Origin of the sequence: Longivirga aurantiaca, from assembly GCF_042660085.1 — a bacterium.
Classification (GTDB): domain Bacteria; phylum Actinomycetota; class Actinomycetes; order S36-B12; family CAIYMF01; genus Longivirga; species Longivirga aurantiaca.
Genome location: NZ_JBHSTI010000008.1, coordinates 1,415,442 through 1,435,889 on the forward strand (window position 1 = coordinate 1,415,442; position 20,448 = coordinate 1,435,889).

At 72.4% G+C, this 20,448-nt stretch carries 19 protein-coding genes; 17 read left to right on the forward strand and 2 right to left on the reverse strand.

The features are described from left to right. The first annotated feature begins 40 nt into the window (after window positions 1–40). The 14 genes from ACFQGU_RS10570 (at window position 41) to ACFQGU_RS10635 (ending at window position 13,588) form a co-directional block, all read left to right on the forward strand. Entirely contained in the window at window positions 41–1,108 is a 1,068-nt protein-coding gene (locus ACFQGU_RS10570) for a DUF3048 domain-containing protein (RefSeq protein WP_386766434.1), read from the forward strand. A 158-nt stretch (window positions 1,109–1,266) separates the two neighbouring features. Then, window positions 1,267–2,175 (forward strand): pyridoxal 5'-phosphate synthase lyase subunit PdxS, encoded by a 909-nt coding sequence (gene pdxS / locus ACFQGU_RS10575; protein ID WP_386766436.1) that lies wholly within the window; start codon window positions 1,267–1,269, stop codon window positions 2,173–2,175. Next, window positions 2,175–2,795, forward strand: a complete 621-nt coding sequence (gene pdxT, locus ACFQGU_RS10580; protein WP_386768235.1) for a pyridoxal 5'-phosphate synthase glutaminase subunit PdxT — start codon at window positions 2,175–2,177, stop codon at window positions 2,793–2,795. The genes pdxS and pdxT overlap by 1 nt, the downstream gene beginning before the upstream one ends. Next, complete coding sequence (locus ACFQGU_RS10585) at window positions 2,792–3,544, forward strand: YebC/PmpR family DNA-binding transcriptional regulator (protein ID WP_386766438.1); 753 nt, start codon at window positions 2,792–2,794, stop codon at window positions 3,542–3,544. Before pdxT ends, ACFQGU_RS10585 begins: the two co-directional genes overlap by 4 nt. Before the next feature lie 98 nt (window positions 3,545–3,642). Further along, window positions 3,643–4,239 carry a crossover junction endodeoxyribonuclease RuvC gene (gene ruvC / locus ACFQGU_RS10590; RefSeq protein ID WP_386766440.1) on the forward strand — a complete coding sequence of 199 codons (597 nt, stop codon included), beginning with the start codon at window positions 3,643–3,645 and terminating at the stop codon, window positions 4,237–4,239. Further along, entirely contained in the window at window positions 4,236–4,838 is a 603-nt protein-coding gene (gene ruvA / locus ACFQGU_RS10595; RefSeq protein ID WP_386766442.1) for a Holliday junction branch migration protein RuvA, read from the forward strand. Before ruvC ends, ruvA begins: the two co-directional genes overlap by 4 nt. After that, window positions 4,835–5,923, forward strand: a complete 1,089-nt coding sequence (gene ruvB, locus ACFQGU_RS10600) for a Holliday junction branch migration DNA helicase RuvB (protein ID WP_386766444.1) — start codon at window positions 4,835–4,837, stop codon at window positions 5,921–5,923. Before ruvA ends, ruvB begins: the two co-directional genes overlap by 4 nt. Before the next feature lie 53 nt (window positions 5,924–5,976). Continuing rightward, window positions 5,977–6,315, forward strand: coding sequence for a preprotein translocase subunit YajC (gene yajC / locus ACFQGU_RS10605; protein WP_386766446.1), 339 nt, complete (start codon window positions 5,977–5,979; stop codon window positions 6,313–6,315). Window positions 6,316–6,513: 198 nt separating this feature from the next. Continuing rightward, window positions 6,514–8,271, forward strand: a complete 1,758-nt coding sequence (gene secD / locus ACFQGU_RS10610; RefSeq protein WP_386766448.1) for a protein translocase subunit SecD — start codon at window positions 6,514–6,516, stop codon at window positions 8,269–8,271. Further along, the gene (gene secF / locus ACFQGU_RS10615) at window positions 8,271–9,425 is read left to right on the forward strand and encodes a protein translocase subunit SecF (RefSeq protein WP_386766450.1); all 1,155 of its coding nucleotides are present in this window, start codon (window positions 8,271–8,273) and stop codon (window positions 9,423–9,425) included. Before secD ends, secF begins: the two co-directional genes overlap by 1 nt. Next, the gene (locus ACFQGU_RS10620) at window positions 9,422–9,958 is read left to right on the forward strand and encodes an adenine phosphoribosyltransferase (protein WP_386768237.1); all 537 of its coding nucleotides are present in this window, start codon (window positions 9,422–9,424) and stop codon (window positions 9,956–9,958) included. Before secF ends, ACFQGU_RS10620 begins: the two co-directional genes overlap by 4 nt. A 113-nt stretch (window positions 9,959–10,071) precedes the next feature. Further along, window positions 10,072–10,671 carry a vitamin K epoxide reductase family protein gene (locus ACFQGU_RS10625; RefSeq protein ID WP_386766452.1) on the forward strand — a complete coding sequence of 200 codons (600 nt, stop codon included), beginning with the start codon at window positions 10,072–10,074 and terminating at the stop codon, window positions 10,669–10,671. An 83-nt stretch (window positions 10,672–10,754) separates the two neighbouring features. Next, window positions 10,755–13,073: a RelA/SpoT family protein gene (locus tag ACFQGU_RS10630; RefSeq protein WP_386766454.1), complete on the forward strand. Its 2,319-nt coding sequence runs from the start codon at window positions 10,755–10,757 to the stop codon at window positions 13,071–13,073. After that, window positions 13,070–13,588, forward strand: a complete 519-nt coding sequence (locus tag ACFQGU_RS10635) for a GNAT family N-acetyltransferase (RefSeq protein WP_386766456.1) — start codon at window positions 13,070–13,072, stop codon at window positions 13,586–13,588. Before ACFQGU_RS10630 ends, ACFQGU_RS10635 begins: the two co-directional genes overlap by 4 nt. A gap of 63 nt (window positions 13,589–13,651) precedes the next feature. On the opposite strand, the gene ACFQGU_RS10640 is transcribed toward ACFQGU_RS10635, so the two are convergent. After that, on the reverse strand, window positions 13,652–15,496 hold the full coding sequence (locus ACFQGU_RS10640; protein ID WP_386766458.1) for a DUF349 domain-containing protein: 1,845 nt from the start codon (window positions 15,494–15,496) through the stop codon (window positions 13,652–13,654). A 15-nt stretch (window positions 15,497–15,511) separates the two neighbouring features. Beyond that, window positions 15,512–16,399 (reverse strand): peptidylprolyl isomerase, encoded by an 888-nt coding sequence (locus ACFQGU_RS10645; RefSeq protein ID WP_386766460.1) that lies wholly within the window; start codon window positions 16,397–16,399, stop codon window positions 15,512–15,514. Between the two features lie 194 nt (window positions 16,400–16,593). Between ACFQGU_RS10645 and ACFQGU_RS10650 the strand changes: the two genes are divergently transcribed. Genes ACFQGU_RS10650 through aspS form a run of 3 tightly spaced genes read left to right on the forward strand, consistent with a single transcriptional unit; the run spans window position 16,594 to window position 20,447 of the window. After that, the gene (locus ACFQGU_RS10650; RefSeq protein WP_386766462.1) at window positions 16,594–17,313 is read left to right on the forward strand and encodes an MBL fold metallo-hydrolase; all 720 of its coding nucleotides are present in this window, start codon (window positions 16,594–16,596) and stop codon (window positions 17,311–17,313) included. Window positions 17,314–17,319: 6 nt separating this feature from the next. Next, window positions 17,320–18,666 carry a histidine--tRNA ligase gene (gene hisS / locus ACFQGU_RS10655; protein ID WP_386766464.1) on the forward strand — a complete coding sequence of 449 codons (1,347 nt, stop codon included), beginning with the start codon at window positions 17,320–17,322 and terminating at the stop codon, window positions 18,664–18,666. Beyond that, window positions 18,663–20,447: an aspartate--tRNA ligase gene (gene aspS, locus ACFQGU_RS10660; RefSeq protein ID WP_386766466.1), complete on the forward strand. Its 1,785-nt coding sequence runs from the start codon at window positions 18,663–18,665 to the stop codon at window positions 20,445–20,447. Before hisS ends, aspS begins: the two co-directional genes overlap by 4 nt. Window position 20,448: the final 1 nt, after the last annotated feature.

Consider the following 20,448-nt stretch of genomic DNA (forward strand, 5'->3'; position numbering starts at 1 on the left):
ATGTTCGATGCCGGGCCGCCGATCCGGGAGTCTGAGACACGTGCGGGCGCGACGTTCGACCATCACCACGGCAGCGACCGCCCTCGTGGCAGCGGCCCTCGTGCTCACGGGGTGCTCGGGCGGGGACCCCTCGGCGCCCGCGGCGAGCGGCTCCTCCTCGGGGTCGGCCGCCCCTACCCAGACCGCGGACACGGCCACGCCCGAGGCCACGCCCACCGACGGGATGCCCGCCGACGCCTCGCCGCTGTCGGGCCGCGCCGGCGGCGCCGGCAAGCCGACGCTCATCGTCAAGTTCGACAACACCCCGAACGCCCAGCCCCACTCCGGTCTGAAGAAGGCCGACGTCGTCTACGTCGAGGAGGTCGAGTACGGCCTGACCCGCCTCGCGGCCGTGTTCGCCACCGACCTGCCGAAGACCGTCGGACCGGTGCGCAGCGCCCGGATCTCCGACCTCGACCTGTTCGCCAACTACGGCACCCCGGCGTTCGCCTACTCGGGCGCCCAGAAGAAGCTCAAGCCCTACATCGCGGCCAGCGCCCTGATCGACGTCAGCGGCGACAAGGGGCCCTACGGCTACTACCGCGACGGCAGCCGCCGGGCGCCGTACAACTTCATGGGCCAGCCGGACAAGCTCATCGCCCGCGCCAAGACCGCCTCCGAGGCGCCGAGCATCGGCTTCACGTTCGCCAAGAGCGCCCCCGACGGCGGCAAGGCCGTGGCCAAGGTCACCGCGCAGTACCCGTCGTCGAGCGCGCAGTTCGTGTGGAACGTCAAGAGCGGCGGGTACGACGTCCGGCTCAACGGCAGGCCCGCTCGCGCCACCGAGGGCGGCACGCAGCGCGCGACGACGGTCGTCGTCCAGTACGTGAAGCAGTACGACTCCGGCTTCGGCGACAAGTTCGGCGGGCGTACGCCGAAGGAGGAGACGATCGGCACGGGCAAGGGCTGGGTCTTCCGCAACGGCAAGGCGTACAAGGTCACCTGGACGCGGGCCGGCAAGAAGGCTCCGACCACCTTCGTGGGCGCCGACGGCCAGGTCGTGCCGTTCGCGCCCGGCCAGGTCTGGGTGGTGCTCGTGAACAGGAGAACGCCCATCTCGATGGCCTAGGCCGCACCCTCCAGGCCGGAGCGCCCCCTCCGGCGGCTGCTCCCGACGGGCCCGGAAGCGCCGATCGCCCGGGCCGGTATCCTGAGCACCGGACGCCGATCCGGCGTCAGCCCAGACGGGCCCCGACCGGGGCCGAACCCGACTGACCCGAGGTCCTCATGTCCGTCCAGCCCGAGCCCACCGTCTCCGAGACCGGCACCGCCCGCGTGAAGCGCGGGATGGCCGAGATGCTCAAGGGCGGCGTCATCATGGACGTCGTCACGGCGGAGCAGGCCAAGATCGCCGAGGACGCCGGCGCGGTGGCCGTCATGGCCCTCGAGCGCGTCCCCGCCGACATCCGCGCCCAGGGCGGCGTCTCCCGGATGAGCGACCCCGACATGATCGACAGCATCATCGCGGCGGTCTCGATCCCGGTGATGGCCAAGGCCCGGATCGGGCACTTCGTCGAGGCGCAGGTGCTGCAGAGCCTCGGCGTCGACTACATCGACGAGTCCGAGGTCCTGACCCCGGCCGACTACGCCCACCACATCGACAAGTGGCCCTTCACCGTGCCGTTCGTCTGCGGCGCCACCAACCTCGGCGAGGCGCTGCGCCGCCTCAACGAGGGCGCGGCGATGATCCGGTCCAAGGGCGAGGCAGGCACTGGCGACGTCTCCAACGCCACCAAGCACATGCGCACCATCCGTGCCGAGATCAACCGCCTCTCCTCGATGGCCGAGGACGAGCTGTACGTCGCGGCCAAGGAGCTGCAGGCGCCGTACGAGCTGGTCGTGGAGACCGCGCGCCTGGGCCGCCTGCCCGTCGTGATGTTCACCGCGGGCGGCATCGCCACCCCGGCCGACGCGGCGATGATGATGCAGCTCGGCGCCGACGGCGTCTTCGTGGGCTCCGGCATCTTCAAGAGCGGCAACCCGGCCGAGCGCGCCAACGCGATCGTCCAGGCCACGCTGCACTACGACGACGCGTCGATCGTGGCCAAGGTGAGCCGCGGCCTCGGCGAGGCGATGGTCGGCATCAACGTGGCCGACATCCCGGTGCACCACCGTCTCGAGGACCGTGGCTGGTGATCTCCGCTCCGACCGGGGCTGACGCCCTCGTCGGGGTCCTCGCCCTCCAGGGCGACTTCCGCGAGCACGAGCACGCCCTCGCTGCGTGCGGGGTCGCCACGCGGCGGATCCGCACCGTGGAGGACCTCGACGGGATCGACGCCCTCGTGGTGCCCGGCGGGGAGTCGACCACGATGAGCAACCTCGCGCTGCGCTGGGGGCTCATGGAGCCGCTGCGCGCCCTCGTGCGGGGCGGGCTCCCGGCGTACGGCTCGTGCGCCGGGATGATCATGCTCGCCGACCGGATCGAGGGCGGCCGCACCGACCAGGAGACGATCGGCGGCCTCGACGTCACCGTGCTCCGCAACGCCTTCGGGCGCCAGGTCGACTCCTTCGAGGCCGACCTCGACATCCCGGCGTTCGGCCCAGCGCCCATGCACGCGGTGTTCATCCGCGCCCCGTGGGTCGAGCGGGCCGGCGACGCGGTCGAGGTGCTCGGTACGGTCCCGTCGGGCCCCGCCGCCGGTAAGATCGTGGCGGTCCGGCAGGGTCACCTGCTCGCGACCTCCTTCCACCCCGAGCTGACCGGGGACACCCGTGTGCACGAGTACTTCGTCGAGATGGTGAGAGAGCAGGCATGAGCGGCCACTCCAAGTGGGCGACCACCAAGCACAAGAAAGCCGCGATCGACGCCAAGCGCGGCAAGCTGTTCGCCAAGATGATCAAGAACATCGAGGTGGCGGCGCGGACCGGCGGCGGCGACCCCGCGGCCAACCCGACGCTCTACGACGCCATCTACAAGGCCAAGAAGAGCTCGGTCCCCAACGACAACATCGACCGCGCGGTCAAGCGCGGCTCGGGTGCCGAGGCGGGCGGCGCCGAGTACGCCACGATCATGTACGAGGGCTACGGCCCCAACGGCGTGGCGGTGCTCATCGAGTGCCTCACCGACAACCGCAACCGCGCGGCCGCCGAGGTGCGTGTCGCCATGACCCGCAACGGCGGCTCGATGGCGGACCCGGGCTCGGTCTCGTACCTCTTCTCGCGCCGCGGCGTGGTCATCGTGCCGAAGAACGGCCAGTCCGAGGACGACGTGCTCGCGGCCGTGCTCGACGCCGGTGCGGAGGAGGTCAACGACCTCGGGGAGTCGTTCGAGGTCGTCTCGGCCGCGTCCGACGTCGTGGCGGTCCGCACGGCGCTCGTGGACGCCGGCATCGACTACGAGTCGGCCGACACGCCCTTCCTGCCGAGCATGCAGGTGCCCCTCGACGAGGACGGCGCCCGCAAGATGTTCAGGCTCATCGACGCACTCGAGGACAGCGACGACGTCCAGAACGTCTTCGCCAACTTCGACGTGAGCGACGAGATCATGGAGTCGCTCGACGCCTGATCCGGCGTGGCGCGGCGGCACGTCGGGGGTTCGCGGGTACGATCCGAACACCTGTACGGGCGGCGTGCCCGTGCTCCAGCGCCCCGGAGGGACGTCGCGTGCGCGTGCTCGGTGTCGACCCCGGCCTCACCCGCTGCGGCGTGGGCGTGGTCGACGGCGCGCCCGGGCGGCGGGTGAGCCTCGTGCGCGTGGAGGTCGTGCGCACCTCGGCCGACCTCGACCTCGCGAGCCGGCTGCTCGCGATCGAGCAGGGGATCGAGGCCATCCTCGACGCCACCCGTCCCGACGCGGTCGCGGTCGAGCGCGTCTTCGCCCAGCACAACGTCCGCACGGTGATGGGCACCGCCCAGGCAGGGGCTCTCGCGATCGCCGCCGCTGCCCGCCGCGGCATCCCGGTCGCGCTGCACACGCCGAGCGAGGTCAAGGCCGCCGTCACCGGGCAGGGCCGGGCCGACAAGGACCAGGTCGCCCTCATGGTGATGCGACTCCTCGGGCTCGACGCCATGCCCAAGCCCGCCGACGCCTCCGACGCCCTGGCGCTGGCGATCTGCCACCTGTGGCGCGGGGACTCCTCGGCCCGCCTGGCGGCCGCGGCGGCTGCGGCGCCGAGGTCGCGCATCCCTTCGTCCGCCTCCGCAGCCCGTCCCGCCCCCGGCCGCCGCGTCGCCGTCGGCCCCGTACGGGGCGCCTCGTGATCGCCTTCGTGCGCGGCACCGTGGTGACCGTCGGCGCCGGCAGCGCGGTGCTCGACGTCTCCGGCGTCGGCTACGAGCTCCTGTGCACTCCCCGCACGCTGGCCGAGCTGCGGGTCGGGCACGAGGCCACCCTCGCCGCGGCCATGGTCGTGCGCGAGGACTCCATGACCCTGTTCGGCTTCGGCGACGCCGACGAGCGGGCCGTGTTCGACAAGCTCCAGTCGGTCTCCGGCGTCGGCCCCCGCCTCGCCCAGGCGCTCCTGGCCGCGCACACGCCCGACTCCCTGCGGCTCGCGATCGCCACCGAGGACGTGAAGGCGCTCACCCGCGTCTCCGGCGTCGGGCAGAAGGGCGCCCAGCGGCTCGTGCTCGAGCTCAAGGACAAGCTCGGCGCGCCCACGGGCACCACCGTCGACCTCACCCCCGGCGCGCACGGCGGCCCGGCCTGGCAGGGCCCGGTGCACTCCGCCCTCGTCGGCCTCGGCTGGTCGGCCCGTGAGGCGGACGCCGCCGTGGCCGCGGTGGCAGAGGACGTCGCCCCCGACGCCGACGTCGCCACCGTGCTGCGCCTCGCCCTGCGCTCGCTGGACCGCGCATGACCTACGACGACGGCTCGTACGACGCGTCGCACGACGACCGCCTGCTCGCACCCGAGGCGGGCTCGGAGGAGGCGGCGCTCGAGTCGGCCCTGCGGCCGCGGACGCTCGACACCTTCATCGGCCAGCAGCGGGTCAAGGACCAGCTCGGGCTCGTGCTCGAGGCGGCCACCGCCCGCGGGCGGGCCGCCGACCACGTGCTGCTCGCCGGGCCGCCCGGCCTCGGCAAGACCACGCTCTCGATGATCATCGCCGCCGAGCTGGGGATGCCGCTGCGCGTCACGAGCGGCCCGGCGCTGCAGCACGCCGGCGACCTCGCGGCGGTGCTGTCGAGCCTCGTGCCCGGCGAGGTGCTGTTCCTCGACGAGATCCACCGCATGTCCCGCGCCGCGGAGGAGATGCTCTACCTCGCGATGGAGGACTTCCGGGTCGACGTCATCGTGGGGAAGGGCCCGGGCGCCACGGCCATCCCGCTCGAACTGCCGCCGTTCACCCTCGTCGGCGCCACCACCCGGGCGGGTCTGCTGCCGGGCCCGCTGCGCGACCGGTTCGGGTTCACCGCGCACATGGACTTCTACGACGCGTCCGACCTCGAGCTCATCCTCGCCCGCAGCGCCGCGCTGCTCGACGTGCCGCTGGCCGCTGACGCCGCGGTCGAGATCGCCGGGCGCAGCCGGGGCACGCCCCGTGTGGCCAACCGCCTGCTGCGACGCGTCCGCGACTTCGCGCAGGTGCGGGCCGACGGCCATGTCGACCTCGAGGTCGCCCACGCGGCGCTCACGCTGTACGAGGTGGACGAGATCGGCCTCGACCGGCTCGACCGCGCCGTCCTCACCGCGCTGCTCACCAAGTTCGGCGGCGGGCCGGTGGGTCTGTCCACGCTCGCCGTCGCCGTGGGGGAGGAGTCCGAGACCGTCGAGACGGTGTGCGAGCCCTTCCTCGTGCGCGCCGGGCTGCTGGCCCGCACGCCGCGCGGCCGGATCGCCACCGCCGCCGCGTGGGGGCACCTCGGGCTGCGCGCACCGGCCGGATCGGCGGCCGCGCTGCTCCCGTTCGACGAGGACGAGGGCACGGCGCCGAGCGCTTAGACTCACCTGGACGCGTCGGGACCCTCCGTCGCTCCGAGTGAAGGATCCCCGTCGTGCCGCAGAACATCAGCGCCCTGCTCCCGCTGCTCCTGATCGCCGCGGCGTTCTACTTCCTCATCCTGCGCCCGACCAGGGCCCGCCAGGCGGCCCAGCGCGAGACGGTGTCCAAGCTGGCCCCGGGCGTCCGGATCATGACGACGGCCGGGCTGTTCGGCACGGTCGAGGCCCTCGACGGCGACGACGTGCTGCTCGAGATCGCGCCGGGGGTCACCGTGCGCTACGTGGCCGCCGCGGTGGCCAAGGTGCTCGACCCGGCCGCACCCGACGCCGTTGCGGGAACCCCGGAGGAGAGCCGCCCGTCGATCATCGAGGGCGACACGGCCGGCTCCTAGCCACCCGCGGTCCGGAGAAGCCCTCCGGGTCGTCCATACTTCTCGGGCACGGGACCCTCGCGGGGCCTGTGCCCGCGCGGGTCCTCGTGGCCCGCACGGTCCACAGCGGCTCCGGCCGCGGCAACGGGTCCCGTTCAGCGGGCACGACGGTCCACCACCTGGGGGAGTCCCCGGGCTGGACGCACAGGAGACACCACGGTGGCAGCACCGACCCAGGCGAGCGCGCGGCCCGGCCGCACCCTCGTGATCCTCGGCCTCGTGATCCTCGGCCTCGTCGTGTGGACGCTCTGGCCCGGCCAGAGCCACACGCCGAAGCTCGGGCTCGACCTGCGCGGCGGCACCCAGGTGATCCTCACCCCGACCTCCGCCGACGGTGGTGGCGCGATCACCGACGACCAGCTCAAGCAGACGGTGGAGATCATCCGCCAGCGCGTCGACGGCTTCGGCGTCGCCGAGTCGGAGGTGACCACCCAGGGGTCCGGCTCCAACGCGACCATCGTCGTCTCCATCCCGGGCGTCACCAACCAGGCGGTGCTCGACTCGCTCGCCACCACCGCCAAGCTCGACTTCCGGCCGGTGCTGGCCATCGACTTCGGCTCGCCGCAGGTCGCGCCGAGTGGGAGCCCGTCGCCGTCGCCGTCCTCCTCGGCCTCCGGCAGCAGCAGCGCCTCCCCGAGCGCCAGCGCCTCGGCCAGCCCCAGCGCCTCGCCCTCGGCGTCGGCCAACGGCGCCCCGCTGCCGCAGACGGCGGCCTCCGGCAGCGCCACGCCGACCGCCTCGGCCTCGCCGAGCCCGAGCGCGTCGGGCACCGCCGCGGCCGGGGACCTCCCGCCGATCCAGTCGGCCACGAACGACGCCGCCTTCCAGGCGAAGTACGTCGCGCTCGACTGCCTCGCGCCCGGCGCCACCCAGGGCGGCCCGGCCGACCCCAAGAAGTTCATCGCGACGTGCCAGGACGACGGCTCGCTCAAGTACCTGCTCGACCCGGCAGCGGTCGAGGGCACCGAGATCGCCAGCGCCCAGGCCACCATCGCCCAGCAGGGCGTCGGCTGGGAGGTTCAGCTCACCTTCACCCCGGACGGGGCCACCCAGTTCGCCGAGGTGACCGGCCAGCTCGCCCAGAACCCGTCGCCGCAGAACCAGTTCGCGATCACGCTCGACGGCCTCGTGCAGTCCGCGCCGTACGTCTCGCAGGCGATCCTCGGCGGCAACGCGGTCATCACCGGCAGCTTCACCGCGGAGGAGGCCAAGGCCCTCGCCAACGTGCTGAAGTACGGCTCGCTGCCCGTCGCCCTGAAGGTGTCGTCGGTCGAGCAGCTCTCGCCCACCCTCGGTCAGGACCAGCTCGACGCCGGCCTCATCGCCGGTGCGCTCGGCCTGCTGCTCGTGGTGGTCTACCTCTGCCTCTACTACCGGGCCCTCGGCCTGGTGGCGGTGGCGTCGCTTCTCGTGGCTGCGGTCATCACCTACACGCTGATCGTGATCCTCGGCCGGCAGATCGGTTTCACGCTGTCGCTCGCGGGTGTCGCGGGTGTCATCGTGGCGATCGGAATCACGGCCGACTCGTTCGTCGTGTATTTCGAGCGCATCCGCGACGAGATCCGCGAGGGTCGCACGCACCGCCAGGCCGGCGATCTCGGCTGGATCCGCGCACGGCGCACGATCCTTGCGGCCGACTTCGTGTCGCTGCTCGCCGCCGTCGTCCTGTACTTCCTGTCCGTCGGCAGCGTCCGCGGCTTCGCGTTCACCCTCGGTCTGACGACCCTGGTCGACGTCGCGGTCGCCTTCCTGTTCACCCGGCCGCTCGTGCAGATCCTGATGCGCAACAAGGCGTTCACCTCCGGCAAGCCGTGGACCGGCCTGTCACCCGACCGGCTGGGCGTGAAGCAGACCATCTCCGACGACGCCCCCCGCCAGACCCTGGCCGCGAGCCGCGCCGCCTCCAAGGAGTCCTGATGCCCACCCGACTCGGTTCTCTGGCGCACCGCCTCTACAGCGGCGAGGTCTCGTACGACTTCGTCGGCAAGCGTCGCCGCTGGTACGCCCTCTCCGGCGTGATCCTGGTGCTCGCGCTCGTCGGCCTGTTCGGCCGGGGCCTCAACCTCGGCATCGAGTTCCGGGGCGGCTCGGAGTTCCGGGTGCCCGGCACGACCGCCACCGTCGAGGACGCTCGCGCGTCCGCGGAGGCCGCAGGCATCCAGGACCCGATCGTCACCGAGGTCGGCCAGGGGGTGCTGCGCATCCAGACGCCGGCGCTCACGCCGACCGAGTCTGCCGCGGTCACCCAGCAGCTGTCGGACGACCTCGGCGCACCGGTCGCCGACATCGGCGTCCAGCTCGTCGGGCCGTCGTGGGGCGCGGAGATCACCCAGCGCGCAGTGCAGGGCCTTGTCGCCTTCCTCGTGCTCGTCGTGATCTTCCTGTCGTTCTACTTCGAGTGGCGGCTCGCGGTCGCGGCGCTCGTCGCGCTGCTGCACGACCTCGTCATCACGATCGGCATCTACGCCCTCACCGGCTTCGAGGTGACCCCAGCGACGGTGATCGGTGTCCTCACGATCCTCGGCTTCTCCCTATACGACACGGTCGTCGTGTTCGACAAGGTCAGGGAGAACACCCGCAACATCACGTCCGGCAACCGCGCGACGTACAGCGAGGCCGCGAACCTCGCCCTCAACCAGACCCTGGTGCGCTCGATCAACACCTCGATCGTGGCCCTGCTGCCCGTCGCGGCGATCCTCGTGATCGGCGTCGGCCTGCTCGGCGCCGGCACGTTGAAGGACCTCGCGCTCGCGCTCTTCATCGGCACGGCTGCGGGCACCTACTCGTCGATCTTCATCGCGACGCCGGTGGCCTGCCAGCTGCAGGAGCGCCGACCCGAGATGAAGGCGCTCGCCGCCCGGGTCGAGGCACGGCGCGCCGGGCTCGACTCGCGTGCACGTCGTCGCCCTGCCGGCAGTGGCACGGCGACCGCCGTGGTCGAGGAGACCGAGGCGGAGGCCGACGGGCAGACCGTGGCCGAGCAGCTCGCGTCACCGCAGACCGTGGCACCCGCCGGGCCGCGCCAGCAGCCCAAGCGCAACGTCCCGCGGCAGCAGCGCAAGAAGCGCTGATGGCCGAGCTCGAGGCCCTGCTCGACACCCGCATTCGATCGATCCCCGACTGGCCGGTGCCGGGCGTCGTCTTCCGCGACATCACGCCGCTGCTGGCCGACCCGGCCGGCATCCCCGCGGTGGTCGAGGGGATCGCGACTGCGCTGACGGCAGCCGGGGTCCACGGCGCGGACCTCGTCGCGGGCGTCGAGGCCCGCGGGTTCATCCTCGGGGCGCCGCTGGCGGTCGGGCTCGGCGTCGGGTTCGTGCCGGTGCGCAAGGAGGGCAAGCTGCCCGGCGACGTGCACGCCGAGAGCTACGACCTCGAGTACGGCCAGGCCACGCTCGAGGTGCAGGTGGGCGCCGTGGCGTCCGGCCACCGCGTGGTGCTCGTCGACGACGTCCTCGCCACCGGTGGCACAGCTGCTGCCGCGGTCAACCTGCTGCGCGCGGCCGGGGCCGAGGTGCTCGCGCTCGTGTGCCTGCTCGAGCTGCCCGCCCTGGGCGGTCGTGAGCGGCTCGACGTGCCGGTCATCGCGCTCCGCGCTGTCTGAACCATCACGCCCCGACCCGCCACATCCTGCAGGGATCCGCACGTGCCCTCCAGGTACGCTCGTCGCGACCGGCGGAGGCATCTTCGTCGTACGACGGAGGACCGCCAGTGGCTGTGAGCGACCCCCTGCCGGGGCCCGTGTTCGAGGTGCGGCACCGCTGGACGTACGTCGAGATGCTGCTGTCGAGCATCGCCTCGCTGGCCGCCGCGCTCGTGCTGTCGGTCGAGGCCTGGCTGCTGGCCAAGGACCCCGATGCGATCTTCTCGTGCGACGTCAACAGCAAGATCTCCTGCGGCACGGTGGCCGAGTCGTGGCAGGCGACCCTGCTCGGATTCCCCAACGCCTACCTCGGCCTGATCTTCGAGTCGGTCGTCATCACGATCGCGCTCGCGTCCCTGTCGGGCGTGCGCTTCCCGCGCCGGTTCATGCTGGGGGCGCACGCGCTGTACACGATCGCCATCGCCTTCGCCTACTGGCTGTTCCTGCAGGCCTACTTCGTGATCGGGTCGCTCTGCCCGTGGTGCCTGCTCGTGACGGTGGCGACCACGCTCGTCTTCACCTCGATCACCCGCGTGAACATCCTCGACCGCACCATCACCTTCGGGCGGCACCAGGAGACGGTGGAGCGCTGGGTGCGGCTCGGCGCCGACACCGCCGTGGCGCTGCTGCTCATCGCTGTGATCGGGGCGATGGTGGCGTTCCGCTACCTGTGAGGCGTGCCGGCACCCGACCCGCGCTCGCAGCGCTCCGCCCGTAGACTGACGCGACCAGCGGTCGCAGCGTGCGAGGAGGTCGGGTGGCCGAGGACGTCGTAGCGAAGCCGGGCGCCGCGGCGCCCGCTGCGACTACGGCTGCCCAGCCGCAACCGGTCAGCCCTGCGTACGAGGCCACCAGCCGGCGCTCGCTGCTCCCGCGGATCTCGGCCCGTCGCGGCGGCAACCGGTCGAGCGCGCACCCCGAGCTCGAGCCCCTGCTGCGCACCGTCAGGCAGTTCCACCCCAAGGCCGACCTCAAGGTGCTCGAGCTCGCGTACGAGCGGGCGGCGTACCTCCACCGCGACCAGCACCGGCGCAGCGGCGACCCGTACATCACGCACCCGCTGGCCGTGGCGACGATCCTCGCCGAGCTCGGCATGACCCCGCCGACCCTCGCCGCCGCGCTGCTGCACGACACGGTGGAGGACACCGAGTACTCCCTCGACGCGCTGCGCGAGGACTTCGGCGACGAGGTGGCGGCGCTGGTCGACGGCGTCACCAAGCTCGACAAGGTGAAGTACGGCCAGGCCACCGCGGCCGAGACGGTCCGCAAGATGGTCGTGGCGATGGCGCGCGACATCCGCGTGCTCGTCATCAAGCTCGCCGACCGCCTGCACAACATGCGCACGCTCCGCTGGATGCCGCCGGCCAAGCAGGAGCAGAAGGCGCGCGAGACGCTCGAGATCTACGCGCCCCTCGCCCATCGCCTGGGCATGAACACCATGAAGTGGGAGCTGGAGGACCTCGCGTTCGCCACGCTGTACCCGAAGATGTACGACGAGATCGTGCGCCTCGTCGGGCAGCGCGCGCCGGAGCGCGACAGCTACCTGACCGCGGTCAAGGAGGCGGTCGAGAAGGACCTCGACGACGCGAAGATCAAGCACACGGTGACGGGCCGGCCCAAGCACTACTACTCCGTCTACCAGAAGATGATCGTGCGGGGCCGCGATTTCGCGGACATCTACGACCTCGTCGGCATCCGCATCCTGGTCGAGTCGGTGCGCGACTGCTACGCGGTCCTCGGCGTCATCCACTCGCGGTGGAACCCGGTCCCCGGCCGGTTCAAGGACTTCATCGCGATGCCCAAGTTCAACATGTACCAGTCGCTGCACACGACCGTCATCGGGCCGACCGGCCGCCCGGTCGAGCTGCAGATCCGCACCATGGACATGCACCGGGCCGCGGAGTACGGCGTCGCCGCGCACTGGCGCTACAAGCAGGGGAGCGTCGGCGGCAAGCAGGGCCCGGACGACATGGGCTGGCTGCGCCAGCTGCTCGAGTGGCAGCGCGAGACCGAGGACCCGGACGACTTCCTCGACTCCCTGCGCTACGACCTCGCCTCCAACGAGGTGTTCGTCTTCACGCCGAAGGGCGACGTCGTGGCGCTGCCGGGCGGTTCGACGCCGGTCGACTTCGCGTACGCCGTCCACACCGAGGTCGGGCACCGCTGCGTCGGCGCGCGCGTCAACGGGAAGCTCGTGCCGCTCGAGTCGTCGCTCACCTCGGGCGACGCAGTCGAGGTGTTCACCTCGAAGGCGGAGAACGCAGGCCCGAACCGCGACTGGCTGCAGTTCGTCAAGAGCCCGCGCGCCCGTTCGAAGATCAAGGCCTGGTTCTCCAAGGAGCGCCGCGAGGAGGCGGTCGAGTCCGGCAAGGAGTCGATCACGCGTGCGATGCGCAAGGCCGGCCTCCCGCTGCACCGGCTGCTGTCACCCGGCGCGCTGCAGGGCCTGCTCGCCGACCTGCACATGTCCGACGTCACCGCGCTCTACGCCGCGGTCGGCGAGGGCCGCGTGTCGGCGACGGCGGTCGTGCAGAAGCTCATGCAGGCGCACGGCGGCACCGACGGCGCCACCGAGGACCTCGCCGAGGTCGTCACGCCGGGCAAGATCGCGACGGGCAAGGCGCGCCCGCAGGGCGACCCCGGCATCGTGGTCGACGGCGACGACGACGTGTGGGTCAAGCTCGCCCGCTGCTGCACGCCGGTGCCGGGCGACGAGGTGCTCGGCTTCGTCACGCGCGGGCACGGCGTCTCGGTGCACCGCACGGACTGCGTCAACATCTCCTCGCTGCGCCAGGAGCCCGACCGCATCGTGCCCGTCACGTGGTCGCCGAAGGCCACGAGCGTGTTCCTCGTCAACATCCAGGTCGAGGCGCTCGACCGCTCGCGCCTGCTGTCCGACGTCACCCGCGCGCTGTCCGACCAGCACGTGAACATCCTGTCGGCGTCGGTGAGCACCACCCGCGACCGCATCGCGCTCTCGCGCTTCACCTTCGAGATGGCCGACGCCACGCATCTCGGCTCGGTGCTGAAGACCGTGCGCGGCGTCGAAGGCGTCTACGACGTCTACCGCGTGTGACCGGGTACGGCACCCCGAGCCTCGGCACCGCGCGGCTCGCCCTCTCGCCGTACACCGAGGACGACCGCGCCGCGTTCGTCGCGCTCCTGGGGCAGGACTCGGTCACGTGCTACATGGGCGACGGCGAGCCCATGACCGAGGTCGCGTCCGTCTCGATGTTCACCAAGGTGCTCGACGAGATCTACCCCGCCGGGTCCTGGCCGATCTGGTGCGTCCGTGAGGGCGGCCGGCTGGTGGGCCACGCCGAGGTGAAGCCCAGCCCGGGGGAGCGCATCGACGGCTGGGAGGTCGTCTACGCCCTCGACCCGTCCGTGTGGGGACGCGGGCTCGGCACCGAGCTCGTCGTCGCGCTCACGGCGTACGCGCACGACGCCCTCGGGCTCGTCGAGGTGCACGCCACCGTGGATCCGGCCAACACGGCGTCGCTCGACGTGCTGGTGCGCGTCGGGTACATAGGCCTGCCGGACATCGACGAGGACGGCGAGCTCACCCGCCACCTCGTCCATCGCTCCTAGCCCTCACCCACGCAAGTGCCACAGAACCCGGGGTTCTGTGGCACTTCGGTGCGTACGGCGGGATCAGCCGGAGAACTCCGCGGCGGCGCGCTCGGCGGCCTCGAGGAGCGTCTTGGTCGTGGCGATGCGGCCCTCGACGTCGGCGGCCTTACGGGCGTCGCCGGCGGCGACGAGCTTGGCGTGCTCCTTCTCGAGCTTGGCCAGCGACGCGCCGAACTGCTCCACCGTCGCGTCGGCACGGGCCTTGGCCTCGGGGTTGGTGCGCTTCCACTGGTCCTGCTCGCCCTTGCGGACGGCGTCCTCGACGCGGCGCAGGCGCCCCTCGATGCGCTCCTTGTCGCCGCGCGGGACGTGGCCGATCGACTCCCAGCGCTCCTGGATCGACCGCAGCGCAGTCTTGGCCGACTTGAGGTCGGAGGTGTTGATCGCCTCGGCCTCGGCCAGCAGGGCCTCCTTGGCCGCGAGGTTCTCGGCGAAGCCGGCGTCGCGCTTGCCGAGCTCGGCGTTGCGGGCGGCGAAGAACTCGTCCTGGGCGGCGCGGAAGCGCTGCCACAGCTCCTCCTCGTCCGTCTTGCCGGCCCGGCCTGCGGCCTTCCAGCGCGACATGAGGTCGCGGTACGCGGACGCGGTGTTCCCCCAGTCGGTGGACGACTTGAGGGCCTCGGCCTCGGCGACGAGCGACTCCTTGACCTGCTTGGCCTCGCCGCGCTCGCCGTCGAGGCGGGCGAAGTGCTGGCGACGGTGCTTGTCGAACTGCGAGCGGGCGTGGCTGAACCGCTTCCAGAGGGCCTGCTCGCCGGTGCGGTCGGCACGGGGGGCGGCCTTCCACTCGTCGAGCAGCTCCTTGAAGCGCTCGCCGCTCGCCTTCCACTGGGTGGACTCGGCGAGGGCCTCGGCCTCGGCCACGATCGCCTCGCGGGCGGCGAGGGCGGCGGCCTTGGCGGCGGCACGCACCTCGGCGGCAGCGGCGCGCTTCTCCTGCACGAGGGAGTCGAGCGCCGCGACGCGGGCGCGCAGCGACGCGAGGTCGCCGACCATCGTGGGCGACTCGAGCGACTCGAGCGCGCGCTTGACCACGGCACCGGCCTGCTCGGGTGAGGCCTTGCCCTCGGTGAGGCGTCGCGTGGCGAGGCTGACCTCGACCGAGAGGTCGTCGAACTTGCGGACGAAGAACGCCAGCCCCTCGTCCGGGGTGCCCGCAGCCCACTGCCCCACGACGTGCTCGGAGCCGTCGTGGAGGGCGACGTGGACGTTGCCGTCGTCGTCGATGCGCCCGAAGGTGGCCGAGTCGGTGGGGCGGTCGGCGTCGTGCACCTCGGGCTCCGGGGCGGCCACCGGCGCGGGCGTCGCAGCGCCGGTCGCCACGGGGCGCGGGGGAGCGGGCCGGACGCTGCCGGCGAGGGCGGCGGGGCTCGGCCGCGGCGACGGCTTCGGTGCAGCAGCGGGTGCCTCAGCGGAGGGTGCCTCAGCGGAGGGTGCCTCAGGAGCGGGTGCCTCGGCAGCGGGTGCCGCGGCACCGGGTGCCTCGGCTGCTGGCGCCTGCGCAGCGGGGACGTCGGCGGCGGCCTCGGCTTCGACCTGCTCGGGCGCTGCCTCGACGGCGGGCATCGGCGGGGCGGCCTCGACGGCGGCCTGCTCGGGCGCCGCCTCGACGGCGGGCATCGGCGGGGCGGCCTCGACAGCGGCTGGCTCCGCGACGGGCTCCTCGACAGCGGCTGGCTCCGCGACGGGCTCCTCGACAGCGGCTGGCTCCGCGAGGGGCTCCTCGACCGGTGCTTCGGCGGCCTCGGCCTCCGGTGCCGCAGCGGCATCGGGAGCATCAGGTGCTGCCTCGACCGCCTCCACCGCCTCGGTGACCTCGTCGGGGGTGGTCTGCTCGGTGCCCTCGGGGGCGCTGCTGTCGCTCATGCTGGTGTTCACTCCTCAGCCGGCCGGCTTGTCGCTGGTCGTGGCCTTCGTGATGACGATGGGCTGTGCGGGGGATCCGTCGTTCGGGTTGGCGTTGCCTTGCGCGACCCCGGCCTCGGCCACCTTCTGGACGACGTCGAGACCGGACACCACTGTGCCCCAGATCGTGTAGCTCGCGGGCAGGGTCGTGTCCTTGTAGACGATGAAGAACTGGCTGCCGGACGTGCCGGGGCCGCCGTTTGCCATCGCGACGGTGCCCTCCGGGTAGTTGACGCCCGTCGCGGTGGGCAGGTTCTCGTCGGGCAGCGTGTAGCCGGGGCCGCCCGTGCCGTCGTTGTTCGGGCTGCCGCACTGGAGCACGAAGATGCCGCTCGTGGTGAGGCGGAAGCAGTCGCTGTCGGTGTAGAAGCCCTGGTCGGCCAGGAACGCCATCGACGTCGTGGTCTGCGGCGCCTTCTGGTTGGGCACCATCTCGATCACGATGTCGCCGCAGTTGGTGGCGAGCGTGAGCGTGGTCTGCGCCCCGGCCGGGCGGGTGTCGGCCGGCGGGGAGGTCCAGGTCTGCGTCTTCACGGTGGGCTCGGGGGCCGTGGTGCAGCCCTTCACCGACGCCGACGGGCTCGCGCTCGGCGACACCGAGCCGCTGGGGCTGGTCGAGGGCGACGCCGACGTCGACGGCGATGCGGTGGCTGACGGCGAGGTCACGCCGTCCGCGACGTCGTCCGAGCCGCGGTTGGTCAGCACGAGAGCGAGCACACCGCCCACGACCACGACCAGAGCCGCCACGACGGCGATGATCTGGTTGCGACGTCGGTTCTTGATGGCACGCTCGGCCCGGCGCTGCTGCTGCCGCTCGTACTTCGCGCGAGCGATCTCCCGCTCGCGCTTGTTGCTGCTCGACACGCCCTGCGGCTCCCGTCACGTCCTCGCCGAGCACCGGTCCGGTGCCCTGCCGCGCACCACGCGCCCTGGGAGTCTAGGCAGTCGATACGCGATCGGGGGCAGGCGGGCCGGAAGGTAGGCTGCGCCCGCCGGGCGTGTCGCCCGGCGGCCACGTCACAGTTTGGTGACGGGACCCGGCAGCAGGAGGAGAGCCCGTGCTCGTCGTCGGCTTCCCCGCCGGTCCCTGGGGAACCAACTGCTGGGTGCTCGCGACCGGCAAGGGCGAGCAGTGCGTCGTCGTCGACCCGGGCAAGGACGCCGCCCCGGGTATCGAGGACGTCGTCCGCGAGCAGGGCCTGGAACCCGTCGCCGTGCTCCTCACCCACGGGCACATCGACCACGTGTGGTCGGTGGTCCCGGTCTGCGGTGCCCGCGGGATCCCGGCGTACATCCACCCCGACGACCGCTCGATGCTCGCCGACCCCCTGGCGGGCATCAGCGCGCAGACGGCGCAGATGCTGGCCTCCATGACCGAGGGGAAGCTCGCCGCGGGCGAGCCGGACGACGTCCGCCTGCTGACCGACGGCGCCGTCCTCGAGCTGGCCGGGCTCGAGCTGGTCGTCGACCACGCGCCGGGGCACACCCGGGGCTCGGTGATGTTCCGGCAGGCCGCCGCCGAGGGCGTACCCCCGCTCCTGCTCTCCGGCGACGTCCTGTTCGAGGGCTCGATCGGCCGCACCGACCTCCCGGGCGGAGACCACGAGGCGATGCTCGCCAGCCTCGCGCGCAAGGTGCTGCCCCTCGACGACGAGACCGTGGTGCTGCCCGGCCACGGCGGCACGACCACCATCGGCGACGAGCGCGCCACCAACCCGTACCTCACGGCCCTGATCCGCCAGGGCTCGTCGACCGCTGCCCCCGGACGGGGGCTCTAGGACCTCATGAGCCGCATCGCCCCCCTCTCCGGCTTCCCGGAGTGGCTGCCCGCCGAGCGCGTCGTGGAGCAGCAGGTGCTCGACACCGTGCGCCGCGTCTTCGAGCTGCACGGCTTCGCCTCGATCGAGACGCGCGCGGTGGAGCCCCTCGAGCAGATGCTGCGCAAGGGCGAGATCGACAAGGAGGTCTACGTCCTCCGCCGTCTGCACGCCGAGAGCGACGAGGCCGACGCCGGGCTCGGCCTGCACTTCGACCTCACCGTGCCGTTCGCGCGCTACGTGCTGCAGAACGCCGGTCACCTGGAGTTCCCGTTCCGCCGCTACCAGATCCAGAAGGTGTGGCGGGGCGAGCGGCCGCAGGAGGGGCGCTTCCGCGAGTTCACTCAGGCCGACATCGACGTCATCGGCCGCGACACCCTCGCGTTCCACCACGAGGTCGAGGTCGCGCTCGTGATGGCCGAGGTGTTCCGCGCGCTCCCGTGCCCGCCCGCGGTCATCCTCGTGAACAACCGCAAGCTCGCGGAGGGCTTCTTCCTGGGCGCGGGCGCCACCGATGCTGCGGCGGCCCTCCGGGCGATCGACAAGCTCGACAAGATCGGCCCCGAGAAGGTGGCCGCGCTCCTCGAGTCGGACGCCGGCCTCACGGCCGAGGGCGCGCAGAAGTGCCTCGCCCTCGCCGGCATCCGCAGTGCCGACGTCTCGTTCGTCGCTCAGGTGCGCGCGCTCGGCGTCGAGCACGAGCTGCTCACCGAGGGGCTCGACGAGCTCGCCGCGGTGATCGCGGCGGCGTCCGCGCGGATGCCGGGCGCGGTGGTGGCCGACCTCAAGATCGCGCGGGGCCTGGACTACTACACGGGCACGGTCTACGAGACCCAGCTCGTCGGGTACGAGTCGTTCGGCTCGGTCTGCTCGGGCGGCCGGTACGACTCGCTCGCGAGCGACGGCCGTACGACGTACCCGGGCGTCGGCATCTCGCTCGGCGTCTCGCGCCTGCTGTCGGTGCTCATCGGCCGCGGCCTGGTGACGGCCTCCCGCTCGGTGCCGACCGCCGTGCTCGTCGCCGTCTCCGACGACGACGCCCGCGGCACGTCCGAGGACGTCGCAGCGGCGCTGCGCGCCCGGGGCATCAGCACCGAGGTCGCGCCCAGCGCGGCCAAGTTCGGCAAGCAGATCCGCCACGCCGACCGTCGTGGCATCCCGTTCGTCTGGTTCGTCTCGGACGACGGCACGCACTCGGTCAAGGACATCCGGTCGGGCGACCAGGTCGACGCCGACCCCACCAGCTGGACGCCGCCGGCGGAGGACCTCGTCCCCGTCGTTGCGCTGGCTCAGAACGAGGAGAGCACGTCGTGATCCGCACGCACACCGCCGGAAGCCTTCGCGCGGAGCACGTCGGCCAGACCGTGACGCTGGCCGGCTGGGTCGCCCGCCGCCGCGACCACGGCGGCGTCGCCTTCCTCGACCTGCGCGACGCGTCCGGCGTCGTGCAGGTGGTCGTCCGCGATCCCGAGGTCGCGCACCCGTTGCGCAACGAGTTCTGCGTCAAGGTCGTCGGCGTGGTGTCGGCCCGGCCCGAGGGCAACGCCAACCTCGACCTGCCGACCGGCGAGGTCGAGGTCGTGACGAGCGAGCTCGAGGTGCTCTCGACGGCGGCGCCGCTGCCGTTCCCGATCGACGAGCACGTCGAGGTCGGCGAGGAGGCGCGCCTGCGCCACCGCTACCTCGACCTCCGCCGTCCCGCGCCGGGCGCCGCCCTGCGTCTGCGCAGCCGCGTCAACCGCATCGCGCGCGACGTGCTCTACGACCACGACTTCATCGAGATCGAGACCCCGACGCTGACCCGCTCGACCCCCGAGGGTGCGCGCGACTTCCTCGTGCCGGCCCGCCTGCAGCCGGGCACCTGGTACGCGCTGCCTCAGAGCCCGCAGCTGTTCAAGCAGCTGCTCATGGTGGCGGGCATGGAGCGCTACTTCCAGATCGCGCGCTGCTACCGCGACGAGGACTTCCGTGCCGACCGGCAGCCGGAGTTCACCCAGCTCGACATCGAGATGAGCTTCGTCGACCAGGACGACGTCATCGCGATCGGCGAGGCCGTCGTGTCGTCGGTGTGGCGCGAGATCGGCGTCGAGATCCCCACGCCCATCGCGCGGATGACGTACGCCGACTCGATGGCGCGCTACGGCAACGACAAGCCCGACCTGCGCTTCGGCAACGAGCTGGTCGAGTGCACCGACTACTTCGGCGGGACGACGTTCCGGGTCTTCCAGGCGCCGTACGTCGGCGCGGTCGTCATGCCGGGCGGGGCCTCGCAGCCGCGCAAGCAGCTCGACGCGTGGCAGGACTGGGCGAAGTCCCGCGGCGCGCGCGGCCTCGCGTACGTGCTGGTAGGCGAGGACGGCGAGCTCGGCGGCCCGGTCGCCAAGAACCTCAGCGACGCCGAGCGCGCGGGCCTGGCCGAGCGCGTCGGCGCCCAGCCCGGCGACTGCGTGTTCTTCGCGGCGGGGGAGACAACGCCGTCGCGGGCGCTCCTCGGCGCCGCGCGCCTGGAGATCGGCAAGCGCTGCGGCCTCATCGACGAGTCCGCGTGGGCGTTCGTGTGGATCGTCGACGCGCCGCTGTTCGAGCCGTCGTCCAAGGCGGTCGAGAGCGGCGACGTCGCCGTCGGTGCCGGCGCCTGGACCGCCGTGCACCACGCGTTCACCTCGCCCAAGCCCGAGTGGATCGACCGGTTCGAGGAGAGCCCTGGGGAGGCGCTCGCCTACGCGTACGACATCGTGTGCAACGGCAACGAGATCGGCGGCGGCTCGATCCGTATCCACCGCAAGGACGTGCAGGAGCGCGTGTTCGCGATGATGGGCCTCGGGGCCGAGGAGCAGCAGGAGAAGTTCGGCTTCCTGCTCGACGCGTTCGCCTTCGGCCCCCCGCCGCACGGCGGCATCGCCTTCGGCTGGGACCGCATCGTGGCGCTGCTCTCGGGCAGCGACTCGATCCGCGACGTGATCGCGTTCCCCAAGACCGGTGGCGGTCAGGACCCGCTGACGGGCGCCCCGGCCGCGATCAGCGGCCAGCAGCGCGCCGAGGCCGGCGTCGACTTCGTCCCCGAGCCCGAGCCCTCGGAGCCCTCCGGGGCCTGAT

What these genes read in the sequence shown, in the direction of transcription:
- pdxS (WP_386766436.1), top strand. Translation starts at nt 1,267, where the DNA reads ATGTCCGTCCAGCCCGAGCCCACCGTCTCCGAGACCGGCACCGCCCGC.
- ACFQGU_RS10585 (WP_386766438.1), top strand. Translation starts at nt 2,792, where the DNA reads ATGAGCGGCCACTCCAAGTGGGCGACCACCAAGCACAAGAAAGCCGCG.
- ruvB (WP_386766444.1), top strand. Translation starts at nt 4,835, where the DNA reads ATGACCTACGACGACGGCTCGTACGACGCGTCGCACGACGACCGCCTG.
- secF (WP_386766450.1), top strand. Translation starts at nt 8,271, where the DNA reads ATGCCCACCCGACTCGGTTCTCTGGCGCACCGCCTCTACAGCGGCGAG.
- ACFQGU_RS10640 (WP_386766458.1), bottom strand. Translation starts at nt 15,496, where the DNA reads ATGAGCGACAGCAGCGCCCCCGAGGGCACCGAGCAGACCACCCCCGAC.
- hisS (WP_386766464.1), top strand. Translation starts at nt 17,320, where the DNA reads ATGAGCCGCATCGCCCCCCTCTCCGGCTTCCCGGAGTGGCTGCCCGCC.